Genomic DNA, 20,119 nt, shown 5'->3' with positions numbered 1-20,119 from the left:
ACGCCCGCCCGCACCGGCGTGCCCACACAGGGAGGGGGCGTAGGGTGCGTCACTACGCCCCGTCCGCCCGCCCGTTGGACAGTCCTCCGTAAGACCGCCTACGAAACCACCGCGGGATCGGCCGACTTGGCCACCCGGTCGGCACTGTCCTCGTCGCCCACGGCGATCCCGCGCCGCTTGGAGACGTAGACCGCGCCGACGATGACCATCAGCGCGAGGACCGCGATCGCGATCCGTACGCCGAGGTTCTTGTCGTCGCCGTAGGAGAACTTGATGACCGCGGGCGCGATGAGCAGCGACACCAGGTTCATGACCTTCAGCAGCGGGTTGATCGCCGGACCGGCGGTGTCCTTGAACGGGTCACCGATCGTGTCACCGATCACCGTCGCCGCGTGGGCCTCGCTGCCCTTGCCGCCGTGGTGCCCGTCCTCGACGAGCTTCTTGGCGTTGTCCCAGGCACCACCGGAGTTGGCGAGGAACACCGCCATCAGCGTGCCCGCGCCGATCGCGCCGGCGAGGTAGGAGCCGAGCGCGCCGACGCCGAGCGTGAACCCGATGAAGATCGGGGCCATGACGGCCAGGAGGCCGGGCGTCGCCAGCTCCCTGAGGGCGTCCTTGGTGCAGATGTCGACGACCTTGCCGTACTCCGGCGTCTCCGTGTAGTTCATGATCCCGGGCTTCTCACGGAACTGCCGCCGCACCTCGTAGACCACCGAACCGGCCGACCGCGACACTGCGTTGATCGCCAGCCCCGAGAAGAGGAAGACGACCGCCGCCCCCGCGATGAGGCCGACCAGGTTGTTGGGCTGCGAGATGTCCAGCGACAGGCTCAGCGGTGCCCCCGGTCCGGTCAGCTTCGCGCCCACGTCCTGCACGTTCGTGGTGATCGCGTCGCGGTACGACCCGAAGAGCGCCGACGCCGCCAGCACGGCCGTGGCGATGGCGATGCCCTTGGTGATGGCCTTGGTCGTGTTGCCGACGGCGTCCAGGTTGGTGAGCACCTGCGCGCCCGCGCCCTCGACGTCGCCGGACATCTCGGCGATGCCCTGCGCGTTGTCGGAGACCGGCCCGAAGGTGTCCATGGCGACGATGACACCGACCGTGGTGAGCAGACCGGTGCCGGCCAGCGCGACCGCGAACAGAGCCAGCATGATGGACGTACCGCCGAGCAGGAACGCCCCGTAGACGGACACGCCGATCAACAGGGCCGTGTAGACGGCCGATTCGAGACCCAGCGAGACGCCGGCGAGCACGACGGTGGCCGGACCGGTCAGCGAGGTCTTGCCGATGTCCCGGACCGGGCGTCGGTTGGTCTCGGTGAAGTAGCCGGTCAACTGCTGGATCACGGCGGCGAGCAGGATGCCGATCGCCACCGCGACCACCGCGAGGATCCGCGGGTCGCCGTCCTTGCCGTGGATCGCCGCGTCGGTGACGCCGTCGAGGTCCGCGTAGCTGCTGGGCAGATAGACGAAGACGGCCACGGCGACCAGCGCCAGTGAGATCACCGCGGAGATGAAGAAGCCGCGGTTGATCGCGGTCATGCCACTGCGGTCGGAGCGACGCGGGGCGACCGCGAAGATGCCGATCATGGCCGTGATCACGCCGATCGCGGGCACCAGCAGCGGGAAGGCGAGCCCGGAGTCGCCGAACGCCACCTTGCCGAGGATCAGCGCGGCGACCAGGGTCACGGCGTACGACTCGAAGAGGTCGGCCGCCATACCGGCGCAGTCGCCGACGTTGTCGCCCACGTTGTCGGCGATGGTCGCGGCATTACGCGGATCGTCCTCCGGAATGCCCTGCTCGACCTTGCCGACCAGGTCGGCGCCGACGTCGGCGGCCTTGGTGAAGATGCCGCCGCCGACACGCATGAACATGGCGATCAGGGCGGCCCCGAGGCCGAAGCCTTCGAGCACCTTCGGTGCGTCGGCCGCGTACACCAGCACCACACAGGAGGCGCCCAGCAGGCCGAGCCCCACCGTGAACATGCCGACGACGCCACCCGTACGGAAAGCGATCTTCATGGCTTTGTGCGAGACCTCGGTGAGATCCTTTGCCGGCTCGCCTTCCGCCGGGGTGGCCTCGCGGGCCGCCGCGGCGACGCGCACATTGCTGCGCACGGCGAGCCACATGCCGATATAGCCGGTGGCCGCCGAGAACGCGGCACCGATCAGGAAGAACACCGATCGGCCGGCGCGCTGATTCCAGTCGTCCGCGGGCAGCAGCATGAGCAGGAAGAACACCAGGACGGCGAATACGCCGAGGGTGCGCAACTGCCGGGCCAGATAGGCGTTCGCGCCTTCCTGGACCGCCGCCGCGATCTTCTTCATGCTGTCGGTGCCCTCGCCGGCCGCGAGCACCTGGCGCACCAGGACTCCGGCGACCGCGAGCGCCGCCAGGGCGACGACCGCGATGACTGCCACCAGGACGCGGTTGTCGTCCGTCAGGACTGCTGCTGCGAAGGTTGTGGGGTGGCCCAACTGATGAGGGGTAGAAAGCCCCGCCATTCGTCCTCCTTGACGCTTGGACTGAGCTCAAGATGTGGACGGATTCTAGGTACCGGAACCTGATCAAAACAGAGCGCGGTAAACGGAATTGGCCTGCATCCGCCTTTGAGCAAATGATCGTCGGCCGAGCAAGGAACCCGAAAGTGGTAATGCCCTAAAAGCGTTGACGCTTGATCCATTATCGCGCTATTGATCGTGAATAGATTCACGAATTGGGGGACGCGGCACGGCCGACCGGGTGACGACAGGCCCGGGCGCCCGCACCCGTACATGCCGAAGGGCCCTACGGTGTAGGGCCCTTCGGGAGGAAAGTCGCTGTACGCAGCGGTCCGGATCAGGGGACCGGCACCGCCGCGGGCGGCGTCGTCGGCCAGGTCATGCGGATCAGTCCACCGTGCTCGCCGGCGGTGACCTCCACGTCGTCGACGAGGCCGCTGATGACCGCGAGGCCCATCTCGTCCTCCTCGGCCTCCGCGTCCGCGCCCTCCGAGGCTCCGCCGGGCGCCCGGTCACCCGGGGCCGAGCGCGGCGCCTCGTCGCCGACCTCGATGGAGAACTGCTTCTCCTCTTCGATCAGCGCCACCCTCACCGGTGAGGTGATGCCGACGCTCTGATGCAGTCCGACGGCACGGGAGCACGCCTCACCGACGGCGAGCCGGACCTCGTCGAGTACGGCCTCGTCCACTCCGGCCCTGCGCGCCACCGCTGCCGCCACCAGTCGGGCGGTCCGGACATGTTCGGGCAACGCGCTGAAGCGGAGTTCAACGGTGGCCATGCATCCCCCTCGGAACTACGGGCGTGCGGTACTACGGGCGTGCGGTCGGGGGCCGGGCCGCCGAAAGCCCGGACCCCCTGATGAACTTCTTCCGCCCCGGGCGAACGGGCCAGGGCGAGGCGCGCCGACACCCTCGGGCCGATCGGCGGCCCGGGAGAGTCGGCGGCCCGGGGTCAGTCGGTGGCCGCTACCGCTTCCTCGACCGAGGTGTGAATCGGGAACACCTTGGTGAGGCCGGTGATGCGGAAGATCTTGAGAATGCGCTCCTGGTTGCAGACCAGGCGGAGCGAGCCCTCATGGGCGCGCACGCGCTTCAGGCCACCGACCAGCACGCCGAGCCCGGTGGAGTCGAGGAAGTCCACGCCCTCCATGTCGACGACGAGATGGAAATTCCCGTCGTTCACCAGCTCGACCAGCTGCTCGCGCAACTTGGGCGCGGTATATACGTCGATTTCGCCACCGACCTCGACGACCGTACGATCGCCGACGGTACGGGTCGACAGGGACAGGTCCACGGATCCTCCAGCACCTTGCTATCGAGCGGTCGCCCCTCGGGACACCTCGGCTTGCGGCCCCCGGGGCAGTTCGCCAGCCGCGATGGCATTCAATCACTTACCGGCAGGCGTGCACGACGCCTTGGCTCCATTGTCCGTCACGCCGGTGACAGACTCGGGTCCGATGGCCGAGAATCACCGATCCGATCGAACCCCGACGGACCCCGCATCCCGCTTCACTCCGGGCACCGTCCTGGACCGGCTCGCCTCGGGACCGAGCCGGGCTTCGCGCATCACTCATACGGAGCACTTGCCCCCGAGGGCGGGTCGGCATGCCATCTGGCCAGACCGGATTCGCCCGGAAGTGATCGCGGCGGTCCAGGCCTGCGGAATCGAACTCCCCTGGGCCCACCAGGCGCTCGCCGCCGAGCACGCCCTGGACGGCGATTCGGTGGTCGTCGCCACGGGCACGGCGTCCGGCAAGTCCCTGGCGTACCTCGTCCCCGTCCTGTCGACCCTGCTGGACGGCTCCGAGGCCCCGAACGGACGCGGCGCCACCGCCCTCTACCTGGCCCCCACCAAGGCCCTCGCCGCCGACCAGTGCCGCTCGGTGAAAGAACTTTCACAACCTCTGGGCACCGCCGTACGCCCGGCCGTGTACGACGGCGACACCCCGTTCGAGGAACGCGAGTGGGTCCGCCAGTACGCCAACTACGTCCTCACCAACCCGGACATGCTGCACCGCGGCATACTGCCTTCCCACCCCCGCTGGTCCTCCTTCCTCAAGGCGCTCAAGTACGTCGTGATCGACGAGTGCCACACCTACCGGGGCGTCTTCGGCTCCCACGTCGCCCAGGTCCTGCGCCGCCTGCGTCGCCTGTGCGCCCGCTACGGCGCCTCGCCGGTGTTCCTGCTGGCCTCCGCGACGGCCGCGGAGCCGTCCGTGGCCGCCCGCCGCCTCACCGGCCTACCGGTCGTCGAGGTCGCCGACGACGCCTCCCCGCGCGGGGAGCTGGTGTTCGCCCTCTGGGAGCCCCCGCTCACCGAGCTGCACGGCGAGAAGGGTGCACCCGTCCGGCGTACGGCCACGGCAGAGACCGCCGACCTGCTGACCGACCTCACCGTGCAGGGCGTGCGCTCTGTCGCCTTCGTCCGCTCCCGGCGCGGCGCCGAGCTGATCTCGGTGATCGCCCAGGAGCGCCTGGCCGAGGTGGACCGCTCCCTGGCCCGGCGTGTCGCGGCCTACCGCGGCGGTTACCTCCCCGAGGAGCGCCGCGCCCTGGAGCGCGCCCTCCACTCAGGTGAGCTCCTCGGCCTGGCCGCGACGACGGCGCTGGAGCTCGGCGTGGACGTCTCCGGCCTGGACGCCGTGCTGATCGCTGGGTACCCCGGCACCCGCGCCTCCCTGTGGCAGCAGGCCGGCCGGGCGGGCCGCTCCGGCCAGGGCGCCCTGGCCGTCCTGATCGCCCGCGACGACCCGCTGGACACCTTCCTCGTCCACCATCCCGAGGCCCTGTTCGACCAACCGGTGGAATCGACGGTCCTCGACCCCGACAACCCGTACGTCCTGGCCCCGCACCTGTGCGCGGCCGCCGCGGAGATCCCGCTGACCGACGACGACCTGGACCTGTTCGGCCCCGCCTGCGCGGAGCTGCTGCCGCAGCTGGAGGCCGCGAAGCTGCTGCGCCGCCGTACCAAGGCCTGGCACTGGACACGCCGCGAGCGTGCCGCCGACCTGACCGACATACGCGGCGAGGGCGGCCGGCCGGTGCAGGTCGTCGAGGAGGGGACGGGGCGCCTGCTGGGCACGGTGGACGCGAGCGCCGCGCACTCCACGGTCCACGAGGGCGCCGTGCACCTGCACCAGGGCCGCACCTACCTGGTGCGCTCCCTGGACCTGGAGGACTCCGTCGCCCTGGTCGAGCAGGCGGACCCGCCGTACTCGACGGTCGCCCGCGACACGACGTCGGTCTCCGTCCTGGAGACGGACGTCGAGGTCCCCTGGGGTGCGGGCCGCCTGTGCTACGGCTCGGTGGAGGTCACCAACCAGGTGGTCTCCTTCCTCCGCAGACGCCTCATCACCGGCGAAGTGCTGGGCGAGACGAAACTCGACCTCCCTCCTCGTACGCTGCGCACGCGCGCGGTGTGGTGGACGGTCACCGAGGACCAGCTGGACGAGGCCCGGATCGGCCCGGAGATCCTCGGCGGCGCCCTGCACGCCGCCGAGCACGCCTCCATCGGCATGCTGCCGCTGTTCGCCACCTGCGACCGCTGGGACATCGGCGGCGTGTCGGTCCCGCTGCACCCCGACACGCTCCTGCCGACGGTCTTCGTGTACGACGGCCACCCGGGCGGCGCGGGCTTCGCGGAACGCGCCTTCCACACCGCCCGCGACTGGCTCGTCGCCACCCGCGAGGCCATCGCCTCCTGCGAGTGCGACGCCGGCTGCCCGTCCTGCATCCAGTCCCCCAAGTGCGGCAACGGCAACGATCCCCTGCACAAGCGGGGCGCCGTACGCCTGCTCACGGTGCTGCTGCGGGGGGCGCCGGAGGAGAAGCGCCAGGAGCGGGAGGAAGGGCCGCCGGAGGAGCCGGCGCAGGGCCGGACCGCTTAGGAGCCGGCGACGGGTCCATTGGAGTGGCGAGGGGGCCCGGCGAAGCCAGCAGGGGGTCCGAGCGACGTATCGGTCGGTCCGGCTGAGGCGAGCCGGCCGGGCCCGCCCGTGCCCTGACCTCCGCCGCGAACGGCCCCCGCCCCGACGCCGCCGTCACGTCCGAGATGTCGCCCACGATCGCGCACCGCACCAGCCGGGTGCCCTGGGCCCCCGCGACCCGCTCCGCGCGGGCGCAGGCCCCCGTGGTGCCCTCGGCCCAGTGGTCCGCCGCCGCGAGCGCCGCGAGATCCGCAGCGCCCGCCGCCCGGTGCCGGACCACGACGGCCTGCCCCAGCGCGAGTACGACACCGAACACCACGCACAGCACGGCGATGGCACCGACACTCCAGACGGTGGCGGACCCACGATCCGAGAACCGGCCCCGAAGCCGACCCCGGAGGCGGCCCCGGACCCCGCCCCCGGCGCCGCCCGACGAACCGCGGCTCACGGCCCCTCCTCCCCCATCGGCCTCGTCCCCACCGTGTCCTCCGTGGCCGCCACGGCCTCCTCCCGCACCTCGAACGGCAGGCCCGGCAGCAGGGGCGGCTTCGCCACGACCGTCACCCGCACCTGGTCCCCCTCGTCGGCCACCGTGACGTTCGCCCCGTCGGGTGCCGCCGCACGGGTGACGGCCACCACCGACTCGGCCGGATCCTGGCGCGCCGCGGCCCGGGCGCCCGTGCGCGCCGCGTCCACGCACTGGATCCGGGCCGCCACCGCGAGCAGCCCCCAGACCAGCGCCATCGTGAACGCCACGAGCACGGGCAGCGCCACCGCCGCCTCGGCCGTCACGAACCCCCGGTCCCCGGCCCGCTCACATCCGCGCACTGAGGGCTCGTTTCACGATGGCCTGCAGCTCGGACCGGACCTGCCCGCTCGTCACGACCTCGTAGAGGAGCAACGCGAATCCGACCGCCGCGACGATCCCCATCGCGTACTCCGACGTGACCATCCCGGCGTCCCGCACCCGCAGTGTCCGCCACCAGGCCCGCGCCTTCGCGGCCTTCTCGACCTCCTCGACTTTCCCCGGCATCTCGGCCTGCTGGATCTTCTCGGTGTTCTCGGCGTTCTCCGACTTCCCGGACTTCTTGGCCATTTCAACTCCCTCGACTGTGCGACTTGTTGCTCACTCACGTCCGCCGGTCACCGCCGTCATCCACCACCCCCTCCCACCACCCCGCCCGCGAGCCCGATCACCACGGGCAGCACGCCGACCGCGATGAAGGCGGGCAGGAAGCACAGGCCCACCGGCGCGGTGACCATGACGGCCGCCCGGCGGGCCCGCGCCGTCGCGGTGCGCGCCCAGTCCGCGCGGGCGTCCGCGGCGAGCCGGGCGACCGGTCCGGCCGCGGGGAGCCCGGACTCGTCGGCCCGCTCCAACAGCCGCGCCAGGGCGCCGGCACCCGGCATGGCTGCCAACCGCCGCCACGCGTCCGCCGGTTCGCCGCCGAGCCGCACCTCCGCCGCACCCCGCGCCAGACCTTCCCCCACGGGCCCCGCGAGGGCCTCACCGACGGCCTGGGCGGCGATCACCGGCCCGGCCCCGGCCGCGATGCAGGCCGCCAGGAGGTCGGCGGCGAGCGGGAGTTGGCGGGCGGCCTGAGCGGCGTCGTACTCCTCCGCCGGGCCCGCCTGCCCCTGCAGGCGCCGCCATCGCCACAGCCCCACGGCGGCGCCCACGCCCACCGCGACTCCCGTGGCCCCGCCGACCAGCACCCAGCCGGCCCCCACCACTCCGGCCACCGGCAACCACCGCCCGACGGCACCCCACACCTCGAAGGACGGTCCGGCGGCGGCCGCCTCCCGGGCCAGCAGTTCGGTCAGCCGTCGCCGTATCCGGCGCTCGCCCCGCCCCGCCTCCAGCCGGCGCAGCAGCCAGCCGAGGATCAGTACCGCCGCGGCGGCCATCCCCAGCCTGTGGAAAACTTCCGCGCTCATGCCGCCTCCGCTCCCCGCACGATCCGCGCCGCCCACCACATCCCGGCGGCCTCGAACACTCCGCCGACCACCAGGCAGCCCAGGCCCGCACCGGTGTGCAGCAGCACGCGCAGGGGGTGGGCACCCATGGCCGTACCGAGGAGGAGGCCCAGGGCGGGCAGCGCCGCGAGCATCACCGCCGTCGCCCGCGCGCCCGCCAACTGTGCCCGCAGGTCGGCCCGTTGGTCCCGCTCGGCCCGCAGGGCCCCGTCGAGCCGGTCGAGTCCGGCCGCGAGCCCGGCTCCCTGGTCCACGGCGACCCGCCAGCACGCGGCGAGCCCCAACAAGCCCTCGGCGCCCGGCTGCCGGGCCGCCGTGGCGAGCGCGCCCGGCACGTCCCCACCGAAGCGGGCCGCCGCGAGCACCGTCGCCTGCGCCTCGCCGAGCCCGCCGGAGTCCCGGGCGGCCCGCAGCAGCGCCTCGCCCGGCTGCCGTCCGGCGCGCACCTCCCCGGCGAGCGCCCCGCACAACGCGATCACCGCGTCCCCGCGCCGCTCCCGTGCCCGCCGCGCCTCCCTGGCCAGCCGCACCCGCCGCAGCACCGGCACCCCGGCCGCCCCCGCGACGACCGGAATCACCGAGGCGCCCAGCAGCGCCAGCGCCAGCCCCGCGGCCACGGCCCACCATTCGGCCCGCAACCGGCCTCGCAGGTGCCGCAGTTCGTCCAGGGAGCGGTCCCACGAGGGCGGCCCCGTCCCCACCGCCCCGCCGCCGGCGAACAGCAGTCGCGCCCGTCGCGCCCCGTAGTGCCGCCCGCCGGTCAGCCAGACCGCCGCGCCGACGCACGCCAGGGCGGCACCCATCGACAGCTCGCCCGTCACATCGCCCACCACGTCACCCATCTCGCCCGTCTCGCTCGCCACTTCCGTCACTTCCATCTCTCCGCTCGCCGCCGACCTCCTGGCCGAGCGTTGCCGCCTCGCCGCGCAGCAGCGCCCGCAATCGCTCCCACCCCCGCTCCGCCACGAACGCCCCCACGCCCCAGCGCAGCGCCGGAACCGTCCGCACCAGCCCCGTGGGATCCCGCTCCAGCACATGCACCTCGGCGATCCGCCGCCGGCCGGTCCGGTCGCGCACGAGATGCAGCACCACCGACAGGGCCGCCGCCAACTGGCTGTGCAGCGCCGCCCGGTCGAGTCCGGCGGCCGTCCCCAGGGCCTCCAGGCGGGCCGGTACGTCCGCGGCGGCGTTGGCGTGCACGGTGCCGCACCCGCCCTCGTGGCCGGTGTTGAGCGCGGCCAGCAGATGCACGACCTCGGGTCCGCGCACCTCGCCCACGACGAGCCGGTCGGGCCGCATCCGCAGCGCCTGCCGGACCAGGTCCTCCAACGTGACGAGACCGGCGCCCTCCTGGTTGGCAGGTCTGGTCTCCAGCCGTACGACGTGCGGGTGGTCCGGCCGCAGCTCCGCCGAGTCCTCGGCCAGGACGATCCGCTCCCCCGCTCCGACCAGCCCGAGCAGCGCGCTCAGCAGCGTCGTCTTGCCGCTGCCGGTGCCCCCGCTGATGAGGAACGACAGCCGCGCCCGCAGCAACGCCCGCAGGACGCGGTCGCCATCGGGCGGCACGGTGCCCGCCGCCACCAGTTCGTCGAGCGTGAACGCCCGGGGCCGTACGACCCGCAGGGACAGACAGGTGCAGCCGACGGCCACCGGGGGCAGCACGGCGTGCAGCCGGGTCCCGTCGGGCAGCCGGGCGTCCGCCCAGGGGCGCGCGTCGTCCAGCCGGCGTCCGGCCACCGCGGCCAGACGCTGCGCGAGGCGTCGTACGGCCGCCGCGTCGGGAAAGGTCACCCGCGTCAGCTCCAGGCCCCCGCCTCGGTCCACCCACACCCGGTCGGGTGCCGACACCAGGACGTCGGTGACCGAGGGGTCGGCGAGCAGCGGCTCCAAGGGTCCGCTGCCGACGAGTTCGGACCGCAACCGGGCCGCCGCGCCGAGGACTTCGGCGTCGCCGAGCACCCGCCCCTGTTCGCGCAGCGCCTGTGCCACGCGCGCGGGTGTCGGTTCGGCGCCGCTCTCGGCCAGCCACCGCCGCACGCCGTCGAGCAGTTCCGGGCCGTCCGCCGGGTCGAGTCCGGGAAGCGTCCTCATACGCCACCCGCTTCCACGAGCGTCCGCTCCCAGAAGCCCTTGCAGAACCGGGCCAGCGGTCCGCGGCCGGTCACGCCGGGCGGTTTCCGGCTCTCGTGCGGGCGCAGCAGTCCGGACTCGACGGGCACCTCTCCGGCCAGCGGCAGACCGAGCAGCCGGGCCACCTCGCGGTCGTCAAGACCGGGTGCGTACGGCCCCCGTACCGCCACCCGTAGATCGCGCAGGACCATGCCGACCGCAGAGGCCACCCGTCCGGCCGCCGCGACGGCGCGCAGTTCGGCGGGGACCACGAGGAGGGCGAGGTCGAGTTGGGCGAGGGTCTCGGCGACGCCGTCGTCGAGCCGCCTGGGCAGGTCGACGACGACCGTGCCGCCGCGCCGCCGAGCGGCGGCCAGCACCGCCCGCACCGCCTGGGGCGGGATGGCGACGCAGTCGCCGCGGTCCCAGCTGAGCACCCGCAGGGAGTGCAGCTCGGGCAGGGACTCCTCCAGTGCGCCGCCGCCGACCCGGCCGCGCGAGGCGGCGAAGGCAGGCCAGCGCAGTCCCTCGGCCGTCTCGCCGCCGAGGAGTACGTCGAGTCCGCCGCCGAGCGGATCCGCGTCCACGAGCAGGGTGCGCAGGCCCTCGCGCGCGGAGGTGACGGCGAGCGCGCAGGCGAGCGTGGACGCTCCGGCCCCGCCGCGGCCGCCGATGACGCCGACGGTGAGGGCCGGGCGGCCGACGCCCTCGGCGACGTCGGCGATGCGGTCGACGAGCCACTGTTCGCCGTCGGGCAGCATCAGGACGTGGTCGGCGCCGATCTGGACGGCCCGTTTCCACACTCCGGAGTCGTCCTGGTCACGGCCGACCAGCACCACTCCCCGTCGGCGCGCGGCCCCGCGCACCCGCCGCGCCGCGTCGTCGCCGACCAGGACCAGCGGCGCCGCCTCCCAGCCGCCTCTGTGTTCCGGTACCCCGTGGTGGACCTCGGGTGTGGCGCCGGCCGCCGCGCACAGGCGCAGCAGGTCGTCGAGGAGTTCGGCGTCCTCGGTGACGATCAGCGGCCGGCCCGGCCGCCCTCCGGTGACGGGCGGCGGATCGTGGGTGACAGTTCCAGCCACGTGTGCTCCCCCTTCGCTGCATCTCCCGCGCGGCTCTCTGCGGCCACGCGATTCCCAAAGGTGTGAAGAACCGGCAACCGGCCTCCATATGAACGGCCGATACGAACCGGCCATACGCGCGCCGACAAACGGAACCGGCCATGAACTCGCGGCGAGCGGAGCGCGCAGGAATCACGGTGCGACGAACCCGGAAATCGTGTGGATCTTGGTCGAAAACTGTGGACAACTCAGCGAATGTGAATATCGCTGTCACCCATACCGGTGAGCCCCTCACCGACCTTCGCGGGACTGCCGCAGAGCAGTCCTACAACTACACAGTGTGACCAATCATGAGCATGCAGAAAAGGCGACCGAAGTCGCCTCGCGGAAGCCTCGCGGCCGCATGAAGAACGAGAAAACCCACCCGGACATGCGACGACCCCCGCCGGGGGGGAGAGCGGGGGTCGTCCCCACGGCCGACTCGGGGGGGGAGGAGTCGGACCGGGTTAGCACGGTCGCGAACGATCCGTGACTTCCATGGTGTACCCGAGAGCCCTCTCAGGCAAACCCACGCGCCCCACCTTACGCCGAATGGTGGGCGCCTATGCTCTGCGTCGTGGATAACCACTCCTTGCCCCGCACAGCCGCCTTCTTTGACCTGGACAAGACGGTCATTGCGAAGTCGAGCACGCTCACGTTCAGCAAGTCGTTCTACCAAGGCGGACTGATCAACCGCAGGGCCGCACTGCGTACCGCCTATGCCCAGTTCGTGTTCCTGGTCGGCGGCCTGGACCACGACCAGATGGAGCGCATGCGCGAGTACCTGTCCTCGCTGTGCCGCGGCTGGAACGTCCAACAGGTGAAGGAGATCGTCGCCGAGACGCTGCACGATCTGATCGACCCGATCATCTACGACGAGGCCGCCTCCCTCATCGAGGAGCACCACAAGGCCGGACGCGACGTGGTGATCGTGTCCACCTCGGGCGCCGAGGTGGTCGAGCCGATCGGCGAGCTGCTCGGCGCGGACCGCGTGGTGGCCACCCGCATGATCGTGGGCGAGGACGGCTGCTTCACCGGAGAGGTGGAGTACTACGCGTACGGCCCGACCAAGGCCGAGGCGATCAAGGAGCTGGCCGCGTCCGAGGGCTACGACCTCGACCGCTGCTACGCCTACAGCGACTCGGCCACCGACCTGCCCATGCTGCGGACCGTCGGCAATCCGCACGCCGTGAACCCGGACCGCGCGCTGCGCCGCGAGGCACTCGCGCGTGGGTGGCCGATTCTGGACTTCCACCGCCCGGTGCGGCTCAAGCAGCGGCTGCCCACGCTCTCCGTGCCGCCGCGCCCGGCCCTGGTCGCGATGGCGGCCATAGGCGCCGCCGCGGCCACCGCGGGCCTCGTCTGGTACGCCAGCCGGCGCCGGAGCTCGGCCGCCTGACCTGGCCTTCGGCCGCCACCCTGATCCCGTTCGGCATATCGGCGCCCGTTTAACTCCTGTTTGAACCTAAAAGTAAAGAACTACGGACGCCACTTCCGCTTGCTCCTGGCTTGCAGTACAAAGGACTCAACGGCCCGCGAGACCGAAGGACATCCGAGAGGATCACCTTTAAAACGCATTTGGCCCCACGGACCGAGCATGAACACCGAGCACCCACGCGACGTCGACCCGTCGATTACGGGCCAGCCACACCAGGTGACGGGCAAAGTCCCCGGCCTGATGGGCGACACATCGAGGACGCTTGGTAACCCGGTGAGCATGCCAGCGGCGGTACGAGCACTCGTACCGCCGCAACCCTTTTCCCGGCTTCTCCAGGCGCCCGTCCGGCCCTATGCGGCCCCGCGCTGCAGCGCCTCGCACACCGCAGTGGACTCGCGCGCGCCCAGCTCGACCGCCCTGCCGCAGTGGGCGATCCAGGCCGCCATGCCCTCCGGGGTCCCGGAGACATAGCCGTCCAGGGCCGCCAGGTAGGCCGCGCGACCCAGTTCGGCGTGCCCCACCTCGGCCGGGCAGACCGACTTCGGGTCCAGACCGCTGCCGATCAGGACGATCCGCTCGGCCGCGCGCGCGACCAGGCCGTTGTGGGAGGTGAAGGGGCGCAGCGCCAGCAGTTCGCCGTGCACTACGGCGGCCGTCACCAGCGCGGGCGCGGAACTCCCCGCGATGATCAGCTGCGAGAGCCCCTCCAGCCGCCCGGACACCTCGTCCGCGGCGGGCAGCGGCAGCTCGATGAGCGGCTCGTCGACAGGCTCGCCGTCCTGCCGGGGCCTGCCGACCTCGTCCGCGTCGCTCGCGGCGGCCACCAGGTGCAGCCGGGCCAGCACCCTCAGGGGCGACTGCCGCCAGATGGACAGCAGTTGGCCCGCCTCGGCGCCCAGCCGCAGGGCCGCACCCACGACGCGCGCCTCGTCGTCACCGCTGAAGTCGGTGCGCCTGCGCACCTCCTCCAGGGCCCAGTCGGCACCGGACAGCGCCGCGGAGCCCCGGGCGCCGCGCAGCGCGGCCTCGGAGGTGATCGCGTTGCTGCGGCGCCGCATGATGCGGTGCCCGTAGACCCGGTCCACGGCCTTGCGCACGGACTCCACGGACTCGGGCACACCGGGCAGCGAGCCCAGGGCCGCGAGGGGGTCCCCACTGTTCGAGCTCGTTCGAGAGCTTGGGGGAGGCTCGGCGGTCGCGCCTGTCGTACTCATGAGTACGACCCTACGCACCCGGCGGTCCCACCCCACGAAGGAGTGGTCTTCTTCACGTACGCCTGCCACGCAATGCAATCACGCGACTACCCTTCGTGAACATGAAAATTGCTTTCGTCGGGAAGGGCGGCAGTGGCAAGACCACGCTCTCCTCCCTCTTCATCCGCCACCTCGCGGCCGCAGGCGCGCCGGTCGTGGCCATCGACGCCGACATCAACCAGCACCTGGGCCCCGCGCTCGGCCTGGACGACCGGGAGGCCGTCGCGCTGCCCGCGATGGGCGACCGTCTGTCCCTGATCAAGGACTACCTGCGCGGCTCCAACCCGCGCATCGCTTCCACCGCCACGATGATCAAGACGACCCCGCCCGGCGAGGGCTCGCGGCTGGTCCGGGTGCGCGAGCCCAACGAGGTGTACGACGCCTGCGCACGACCGGTGGAACTCGACGGCGGCGCCGTCCGTTTGATGGTCACCGGCCCCTTCACGGACGCCGATCTGGGGGTCGCCTGCTACCACTCCAAGACGGGAGCGGTGGAGCTGTTCCTGAACCACCTCGTCGACGGCCCCGACGAGTACGTGGTGGTCGACATGACCGCCGGTTCGGACTCCTTCGCCTCCGGCATGTTCACCCGCTTCGACATCACGTTCCTCGTCGCCGAGCCGACCCGGAAGGGGGTCTCCGTCTATCGCCAGTACAAGGAGTACGCCCGGGACTACGGCGTCGTCCTGAAGGTCGTCGGCAACAAGGTGCAGGGCCAGGACGACATCGACTTCCTCCGCGCGGAGGTCGGTGACGACCTGCTCGTGACGGTCGGGCACTCGGCCTGGGTGCGTGCCATGGAGAAGGGCCGGCCGCCCCGCTTCGATCAGCTGGAGGAGGCCAACGGCCGCGCCCTGCGCATGCTTCGGGTCGCCGCCGACGCGACGTACGAGCTGCGCGACTGGGAGCGCTACACCCGCCAGATGGTGCACTTCCACCTCAAGAACGCCCAGTCGTGGGGCAACGAGCGCACCGGGGCCGACCTGGCGGCGCAGGTCGACCCCGGGTTCGTGCTCGATGAGAACGCCGGCCCCCGCGTGACGGCTACTGCCTGACCGCCGGTGCCCCGGGCACCCCCTTCGGGGCCGGGGCGGAGCGGCCCGACAGGAAGGACGCCCAGCCCTGCTTGGGGGCCTCGCCGACATTCAGGGTGCGCAGCCGCGCCAGGACCTGCGGATCCTGGGCGTCCAGCCAGTCGGCGAGCTGCCGGAAGGAGACGCAGCGCACCTCCGGCTTGTTGCACACATGCTCGACGACCTCGTCGATGGCACGCATGTAGGTGCCGCCGTTCCAGGACTCGAAGTGGTTGCCGATGACCAGGGGTGCGCGGTTGCCGTCGTACGCCCGGTAGAAGCCCTTGACCAGGCCGTCCCGCATCTGGTCGCCCCAGGAGTCGTACTGGTCGGGGTCGCCCTGGGTCGAGGTGCCGGACTGGTTGACCATGAAGTTGTAGTCCATGGTCAACTGCTCGTAGGTGTGCCCGGGGAAGGGCACGAGCTGCATCGACAGATCCCACAGGTTGTATCTCTTCTTCGGCCAGACCTGGTCGTTGACCCCGCTGGTGTCGTAGCGGAAGCCGAGTTCGCTCGCCGCCTTCATGAAGTTCTTCTGGCCCTCCAGACAGGGCGTGCGGGCACCGATGAGCTCCTTGTCGTAGTCGAAGGGCAGCGGTGGCGCCTTGGTCATGCCGCTGTTGGTCTTCCAGTTCTTCACGAACTGCTTGGCCTGGCTGATCTCGTCCTTCCACTCGTCCACCGACCACTGGCCGACACCGCCGTCGGCACCGCAGAAGTGGCCGTTGAAATGGGTGCCGATCTCGTTGCCCTCCAGCCAGGCCAGCCGCAGTTGCTTGACGGTGTCGGCAATGCCCTGCTCGCTGTTGAAGCCGATGTCGGAGCGGCCCGGCGAGTGCTGCGGCGGTCTGTAGAGATCGCGCTTCTCCTCCGGCAGCATGTACACGCCGCTGAGGAAGTACGTCATCGTGGCGTGGTTGGCCTTGGCGACCTTGCGGAAGTGGGAGAACAGCTTCTGGCTGTCCTCCCCCGCGCCGTCCCAGGAGAAGACGACGAACTGCGGGGGCTTCTCGCCCGGCTTGAGCCGCTCAGGTGTGGGCAGGTGCGGCTGGGCTCCGGTGTACGCGGTGGACCCGTCGCCGATCAGACGGAGCACGCTGTTGGGTGCCGGGGCTCCCTTCTGTGGGCCGGGCGCCCCTTCCTTGGAGCCTTCGGAGTCGGTCGCACAACCGGCGAGCGACGCGGCACAGGCCGCGGCGACCATGGCGCCCGCGGCGATCCTTTGGGTGGCGGCCATGTTTCCGTCCACCTTCTTTCCTTCTCTCAGGCAAACGCCGATGAGGGTGCTTTCTAGTGATGTGCCGGGAATGTGCCGACAGCGCCGCCAAGGTCGCACGGGACCGAGAAGGAATTAATACGACAAGCCGATGAAATGCTCGCTTCACCCCACGGAGTGAATATCTGCACCATTTGCACCGAAAATCCAGGCTTGACCTTTACTCTGCATTACGATTCGTTTACCGAGCGTTGATTCATCCCGCCGCTGCACGCCGTGACCCACGGCCGCGACCCGCCCCTGTCATCGACGGGGGACCACCTGTTCCGCGACCGCGCTGCCCCGGAGGAGACGGGAAACATGTCAGCCTGCACATCCACCCACCCCCGCACACCCGGCCTCGCCCGGACGACGGAAGTCCACACCCCCGACCCCGCGCGCACGAGACGCGCCCACCCACCCCACAGCCCACCGCCGCCGTCGCGCCGCTTCCGTGTCGCGGGCGCCGACCTGTCCGCGTCGATCGCCGTCTTCCTGATCGCCCTGCCCCTGTCCCTCGGCATCGCCCTCGCCACGGGCGCCCCGCTCCAGGCCGGACTCGTGGCCGCGGCCGTCGGCGGACTCGTCGCCGGACGGCTCGGCGGCTGCCCGCTCCAGGTCAGCGGCCCGGCCGCGGGACTCACGGTCGTCACCGCCGATCTGATCCACCGCTACGGATGGCGGACGACCTGCGGCATCACCGTCCTCGCCGGCATCGCCCAACTGGGCCTGGGCTGCCTGCGCGTGGCCCGCTCCGCCCTCGCCGTCAGCCCGGCCGTCGTGCACGGCATGCTCGCCGGCATCGGCGTCACCATCGCCGTCGCCCAGCTGCACATCGTGCTCGGCGGCACCCCGCAGAGCTCCGTCCTCGACAACGTCCTCGCACTGCCCGCCCAGTTGGCCGACCTGCATCCCGCCGCCGTGTCGATGAGCGCGCTGACCCTCACCCTGCTGCTGGCCTGGCCCCGGCTGCCCGGTCGCGCGGGCAGCCTGCTGCGCAAGGTCCCGACCGCTCTCGTCGCCGTCGCCGGCGCCACCGCGACCGCCTCACTGGCCGGACTGACCCTCCCCAAGGTCGACCTCCCCTCCTGGAGCAGCCATGCCCTGGCGGGACTGCCCGAGGGTCCGGTGCTGGGCATCGTCGCCGCCGTGTTCACGACCACGCTGGTGTGCAGTGTCCAGTCGCTGCTCGGCGCGGTCGCCGTGGACAAGATGGTCGCCGGCCGCCCCGGCCTGCGCGCCCACGTCGGGCGCTCCGACCTGGACCGGGAACTGCTCGGCCAGGGCGCCGCCAACATCGTCTCCGGCGCGCTGGGCGGGCTGCCCGTCGCCGGGGTGGCGGTGCGGAGTTCGGCGAATGTGCAATCCGGTGCCTTGAGCCGGAACTCCACGATGCTGCACGGCGTTTTCGTAGTAGCCGCCGCACTGCTGATGGTCCCGCTCCTGGAGCTCATCCCGCTCGCCTCGCTCGCCGCTCTGGTGATGGCCGTCGGCATCCAGATGGTGTCCCTGCACCACATCCGCACGGTGACCCGCCACCGAGAGGTGCCGGTGTACGCCGTCACCACACTCGGCGTGGTGATCCTCGGCGTCCTGGAGGGCGTGCTGCTCGGGGTCGCCGTGGCCGTCGCCGTCGCCCTGCACCGCCTCGCCCGCACACGCATCACGTACGAAGAGAAGGGGGGAGTCCATTACGTACATGTACGAGGACAGCTGACGTTCCTCGCGGTGCCCCGGCTCAGCCGGACCCTGCATCTCGTACCCCAAGGCGCCCACGCCGTGGTGGAGTTGGACGGTTCGTTCATGGACCACGCGGCGTACGAGTCACTGCAGGACTGGCAGAACGCGCACACCGGCCAGGGCGGCACCGCCGAGCTGACCGGCCGCCGCACCGGAGTCCGGGACAGCGAGCCCACGGCCTCCGCCCAATGCCGTTGCCGACCTTGGACACCCTGGCGCAACCACCAGTGCGCGTTGCCGTCCGGCGGTCGACCGGATAGCGGTACGGGTATCGGCACGGGCGGGCAGCCGAGCCCTCGCGGGAGCTGGCGCCTGGACGGACCGGGTGACGCCGAGACCGGCAACGGTGCCGACGCCACGGCAGGAACAACGGCCGATGCCGGCACCGGCCCAGGCCCCGGCACCGACTCCGGCTTCGGCTCGCCCTCCGGCGTCGGGTCCACGTCCACGCCCACGTCTCCGTCCATGCCCATGTCCATGCCCATGTCCATGTCCATGTCCATGTCCAGCAGGCACGAACTCGCGCGCGGCATCAGCGCGTTCCAGCGCAACACCGCTCCCCTGGTGCGGAACGAGCTGGCGCGGCTGGCACGGGAAGGGCAGAAGCCCTCCCAGCTCTTCCTCACCTGCGCCGACTCGCGGCTCGTCACGTCGATGATCACCTCCAGTGGTCCCGGCGACCTGTTCGTCGTCCGCAACGTCGGCAACCTGGTGCCGCTGCCCGGCCAGGAGAGCGGCGACGACTCGGTGGCGGCCGCGATCGAGTACGCGGTGGACGTGCTGAAGGTGCGGTCCATCACGGTGTGCGGGCACTCCGGGTGCGGGGCCATGCAGGCGCTGCTCAACTCCGGGGCCGGGGATGCTTCGACACCGCTCAAGAGGTGGCTGCGGCACGGGATGCCGAGCCTGGAGGGGATGGCCAATGCCGACCGTCCCTGGGCGCGGTTGGCCGGGCGGCCGGCCGCCGACGCGGTGGAGCAGCTCTGCCTGACCAATGTGGTCCAGCAGCTGGAGCACCTGCGTGCGCATGACTCCGTGGCGCGGGCGCTGGCGGAGGACGCGCTGGAGCTGCACGGGATGTACTTCCACGTGGGCGAGGCGCAGGCGTATCTGCTCGGCGGGGTGATCGGCGGCGAGGCGGTGTTCGAGCACGTGGCGGGGGCGGAGGAGCTGCCCAGCCCGGCGTGACCGGACCCGACGGGCGAGACCGGGCCCGACCTGCATGACCGCGCCGAGATGGCGGCGGAGGTCTGCGGTCGGGCCCGGTCATGTCAGCGACACGCCGGGCCGACCATTGGGAGCACCGCGTTCACCTGCCGCCGGTAGAACTCTCCGCAGAGCTGGGGGAAGGTGCGGGTGCGGTGGGCCGAGCGGCCGGGCGGTGTTCCTTGCGCCCGGTGTCCCTTCCTCGTGGGTGGGCGTTACCTCGGTGGTCACCGGGCTGAACCCGGCCCGGGGCGGCATCCGTGTACAGGGGTAGCGTCAGCCTTGAGCTGGTCTAAACCAATTTCCAGTCGGCCCTTGTCATGGGACCCCCGGGTCTGATGAGCTGTGGCCTGGGACACAACGGACACCCTTGGAAAGGGAGATGTCGTGAGCAACGAAAGCCTGGCCAACCTGCTCAAGGAAGAGCGCAGGTTCGCGCCGCCCGCTGAGCTGGCCGCGCACGCCAACGTCACGGCGGCGGCGTACGAACAGGCCAAGGCTGACAGGCTCGGCTTCTGGGCCGAGCAGGCCCGCCGGCTGAC

17 protein-coding genes are annotated in these 20,119 nt (G+C 71.7%); 5 read left to right on the top strand and 12 right to left on the bottom strand.

The genetic code is table 11. The annotated features are described in order from the left end of the window. Nucleotides 1–98: 98 nt before the first annotated feature. From ACWGKT_RS34680 to bldG, 3 genes are all read right to left on the bottom strand, one after another. Complete coding sequence (locus tag ACWGKT_RS34680) at nt 99–2,504, bottom strand: sodium-translocating pyrophosphatase (RefSeq protein WP_453276770.1); 2,406 nt, start codon at nt 2,502–2,504, stop codon at nt 99–101. A gap of 334 nt (nt 2,505–2,838) precedes the next feature. Continuing rightward, nucleotides 2,839–3,279 (bottom strand): ATP-binding protein, encoded by a 441-nt coding sequence (locus ACWGKT_RS34675; protein WP_453276769.1) that lies wholly within the window; start codon nt 3,277–3,279, stop codon nt 2,839–2,841. Nucleotides 3,280–3,452: 173 nt separating this feature from the next. Next, the gene (gene bldG / locus ACWGKT_RS34670) at nt 3,453–3,794 is read right to left on the bottom strand and encodes an anti-sigma factor antagonist BldG (RefSeq protein WP_010986038.1); all 342 of its coding nucleotides are present in this window, start codon (nt 3,792–3,794) and stop codon (nt 3,453–3,455) included. An 82-nt stretch (nt 3,795–3,876) separates the two neighbouring features. Here bldG and ACWGKT_RS34665 point away from each other — a divergent pair, with 82 nt between their 5' ends. Further along, nucleotides 3,877–6,387: a DEAD/DEAH box helicase gene (locus ACWGKT_RS34665; protein ID WP_453276768.1), complete on the top strand. Its 2,511-nt coding sequence runs from the start codon at nt 3,877–3,879 to the stop codon at nt 6,385–6,387. Here the strand turns inward: ACWGKT_RS34665 and ACWGKT_RS34660 are convergent. The 7 genes from ACWGKT_RS34660 to ssd form a co-directional block, all read right to left on the bottom strand. Next, entirely contained in the window at nt 6,296–6,874 is a 579-nt protein-coding gene (locus ACWGKT_RS34660) for an Rv3654c family TadE-like protein (RefSeq protein ID WP_453276767.1), read from the bottom strand. The genes ACWGKT_RS34665 and ACWGKT_RS34660 overlap by 92 nt on opposite strands. After that, nucleotides 6,871–7,218: a TadE family type IV pilus minor pilin gene (locus ACWGKT_RS34655; RefSeq protein ID WP_453276766.1), complete on the bottom strand. Its 348-nt coding sequence runs from the start codon at nt 7,216–7,218 to the stop codon at nt 6,871–6,873. Before ACWGKT_RS34655 ends, ACWGKT_RS34660 begins: the two co-directional genes overlap by 4 nt. A gap of 22 nt (nt 7,219–7,240) precedes the next feature. Continuing rightward, entirely contained in the window at nt 7,241–7,378 is a 138-nt protein-coding gene (locus tag ACWGKT_RS34650; RefSeq protein WP_235459271.1) for a DUF4244 domain-containing protein, read from the bottom strand. A 200-nt stretch (nt 7,379–7,578) separates the two neighbouring features. Next, complete coding sequence (locus tag ACWGKT_RS34645) at nt 7,579–8,364, bottom strand: type II secretion system F family protein (protein ID WP_453276765.1); 786 nt, start codon at nt 8,362–8,364, stop codon at nt 7,579–7,581. Further along, the gene (locus tag ACWGKT_RS34640; protein ID WP_453276812.1) at nt 8,361–9,206 is read right to left on the bottom strand and encodes a type II secretion system F family protein; all 846 of its coding nucleotides are present in this window, start codon (nt 9,204–9,206) and stop codon (nt 8,361–8,363) included. The genes ACWGKT_RS34645 and ACWGKT_RS34640 overlap by 4 nt, the downstream gene beginning before the upstream one ends. A gap of 31 nt (nt 9,207–9,237) precedes the next feature. Beyond that, nucleotides 9,238–10,494, bottom strand: coding sequence for a TadA family conjugal transfer-associated ATPase (locus ACWGKT_RS34635; RefSeq protein WP_453276764.1), 1,257 nt, complete (start codon nt 10,492–10,494; stop codon nt 9,238–9,240). Beyond that, nucleotides 10,491–11,594 (bottom strand): septum site-determining protein Ssd, encoded by a 1,104-nt coding sequence (gene ssd, locus ACWGKT_RS34630; RefSeq protein ID WP_235459258.1) that lies wholly within the window; start codon nt 11,592–11,594, stop codon nt 10,491–10,493. Before ssd ends, ACWGKT_RS34635 begins: the two co-directional genes overlap by 4 nt. Before the next feature lie 583 nt (nt 11,595–12,177). On the opposite strand from ssd, the gene ACWGKT_RS34625 reads away from it, so the two are divergent. Next, nucleotides 12,178–13,011, top strand: coding sequence for an HAD family hydrolase (locus ACWGKT_RS34625; protein ID WP_356150981.1), 834 nt, complete (start codon nt 12,178–12,180; stop codon nt 13,009–13,011). Between the two features lie 389 nt (nt 13,012–13,400). Here the strand turns inward: ACWGKT_RS34625 and ACWGKT_RS34620 are convergent, their stop codons facing one another. Then, nucleotides 13,401–14,264 carry an oxidoreductase gene (locus tag ACWGKT_RS34620; protein WP_453276763.1) on the bottom strand — a complete coding sequence of 288 codons (864 nt, stop codon included), beginning with the start codon at nt 14,262–14,264 and terminating at the stop codon, nt 13,401–13,403. A 101-nt stretch (nt 14,265–14,365) separates the two neighbouring features. Here ACWGKT_RS34620 and ACWGKT_RS34615 point away from each other — a divergent pair, with 101 nt between their 5' ends. After that, nucleotides 14,366–15,358, top strand: a complete 993-nt coding sequence (locus tag ACWGKT_RS34615) for an ATP-binding protein (protein ID WP_453276762.1) — start codon at nt 14,366–14,368, stop codon at nt 15,356–15,358. On the opposite strand, the gene ACWGKT_RS34610 is transcribed toward ACWGKT_RS34615, so the two are convergent. Beyond that, nucleotides 15,348–16,613, bottom strand: coding sequence for a polysaccharide deacetylase family protein (locus ACWGKT_RS34610; RefSeq protein ID WP_356150987.1), 1,266 nt, complete (start codon nt 16,611–16,613; stop codon nt 15,348–15,350). The genes ACWGKT_RS34615 and ACWGKT_RS34610 overlap by 11 nt on opposite strands. 339 nt (nt 16,614–16,952) lie before the next feature. Here ACWGKT_RS34610 and ACWGKT_RS34605 point away from each other — a divergent pair, with 339 nt between their 5' ends. Beyond that, complete coding sequence (locus ACWGKT_RS34605; RefSeq protein ID WP_453276761.1) at nt 16,953–19,559, top strand: SulP family inorganic anion transporter; 2,607 nt, start codon at nt 16,953–16,955, stop codon at nt 19,557–19,559. A 363-nt stretch (nt 19,560–19,922) separates the two neighbouring features. Continuing rightward, the coding region (locus ACWGKT_RS34600) for a hypothetical protein (RefSeq protein WP_453276760.1) at nt 19,923–20,119 on the top strand (197 nt) is incomplete at its 3' end.

The organism is Streptomyces sp. NPDC054794, assembly GCF_053611585.1.
The sequence above is the reverse complement of the archived record's forward strand: the minus strand, read 5'-3'. Positions and strand labels throughout refer to the sequence as shown.

Coding starts and splice junctions, on each gene's coding strand:
- ACWGKT_RS34635 (WP_453276764.1), bottom strand. CDS start 10,494: ATGAGGACGCTTCCCGGACTCGACCCGGCGGACGGCCCGGAACTGCTC.
- ACWGKT_RS34665 (WP_453276768.1), top strand. CDS start 3,877: ATGGCATTCAATCACTTACCGGCAGGCGTGCACGACGCCTTGGCTCCA.
- ACWGKT_RS34625 (WP_356150981.1), top strand. CDS start 12,178: ATGCTCTGCGTCGTGGATAACCACTCCTTGCCCCGCACAGCCGCCTTC.
- ACWGKT_RS34650 (WP_235459271.1), bottom strand. CDS start 7,378: ATGGTCACGTCGGAGTACGCGATGGGGATCGTCGCGGCGGTCGGATTC.
- ACWGKT_RS34615 (WP_453276762.1), top strand. CDS start 14,366: ATGAAAATTGCTTTCGTCGGGAAGGGCGGCAGTGGCAAGACCACGCTC.
- ACWGKT_RS34620 (WP_453276763.1), bottom strand. CDS start 14,264: ATGAGTACGACAGGCGCGACCGCCGAGCCTCCCCCAAGCTCTCGAACG.
- ACWGKT_RS34645 (WP_453276765.1), bottom strand. CDS start 8,364: ATGAGCGCGGAAGTTTTCCACAGGCTGGGGATGGCCGCCGCGGCGGTA.
- ACWGKT_RS34675 (WP_453276769.1), bottom strand. CDS start 3,279: ATGGCCACCGTTGAACTCCGCTTCAGCGCGTTGCCCGAACATGTCCGG.
- ACWGKT_RS34610 (WP_356150987.1), bottom strand. CDS start 16,613: ATGGCCGCCACCCAAAGGATCGCCGCGGGCGCCATGGTCGCCGCGGCC.
- ACWGKT_RS34605 (WP_453276761.1), top strand. CDS start 16,953: ATGTCAGCCTGCACATCCACCCACCCCCGCACACCCGGCCTCGCCCGG.
- ACWGKT_RS34680 (WP_453276770.1), bottom strand. CDS start 2,504: ATGGCGGGGCTTTCTACCCCTCATCAGTTGGGCCACCCCACAACCTTC.
- ACWGKT_RS34640 (WP_453276812.1), bottom strand. CDS start 9,206: ATGGGTGCCGCCCTGGCGTGCGTCGGCGCGGCGGTCTGGCTGACCGGC.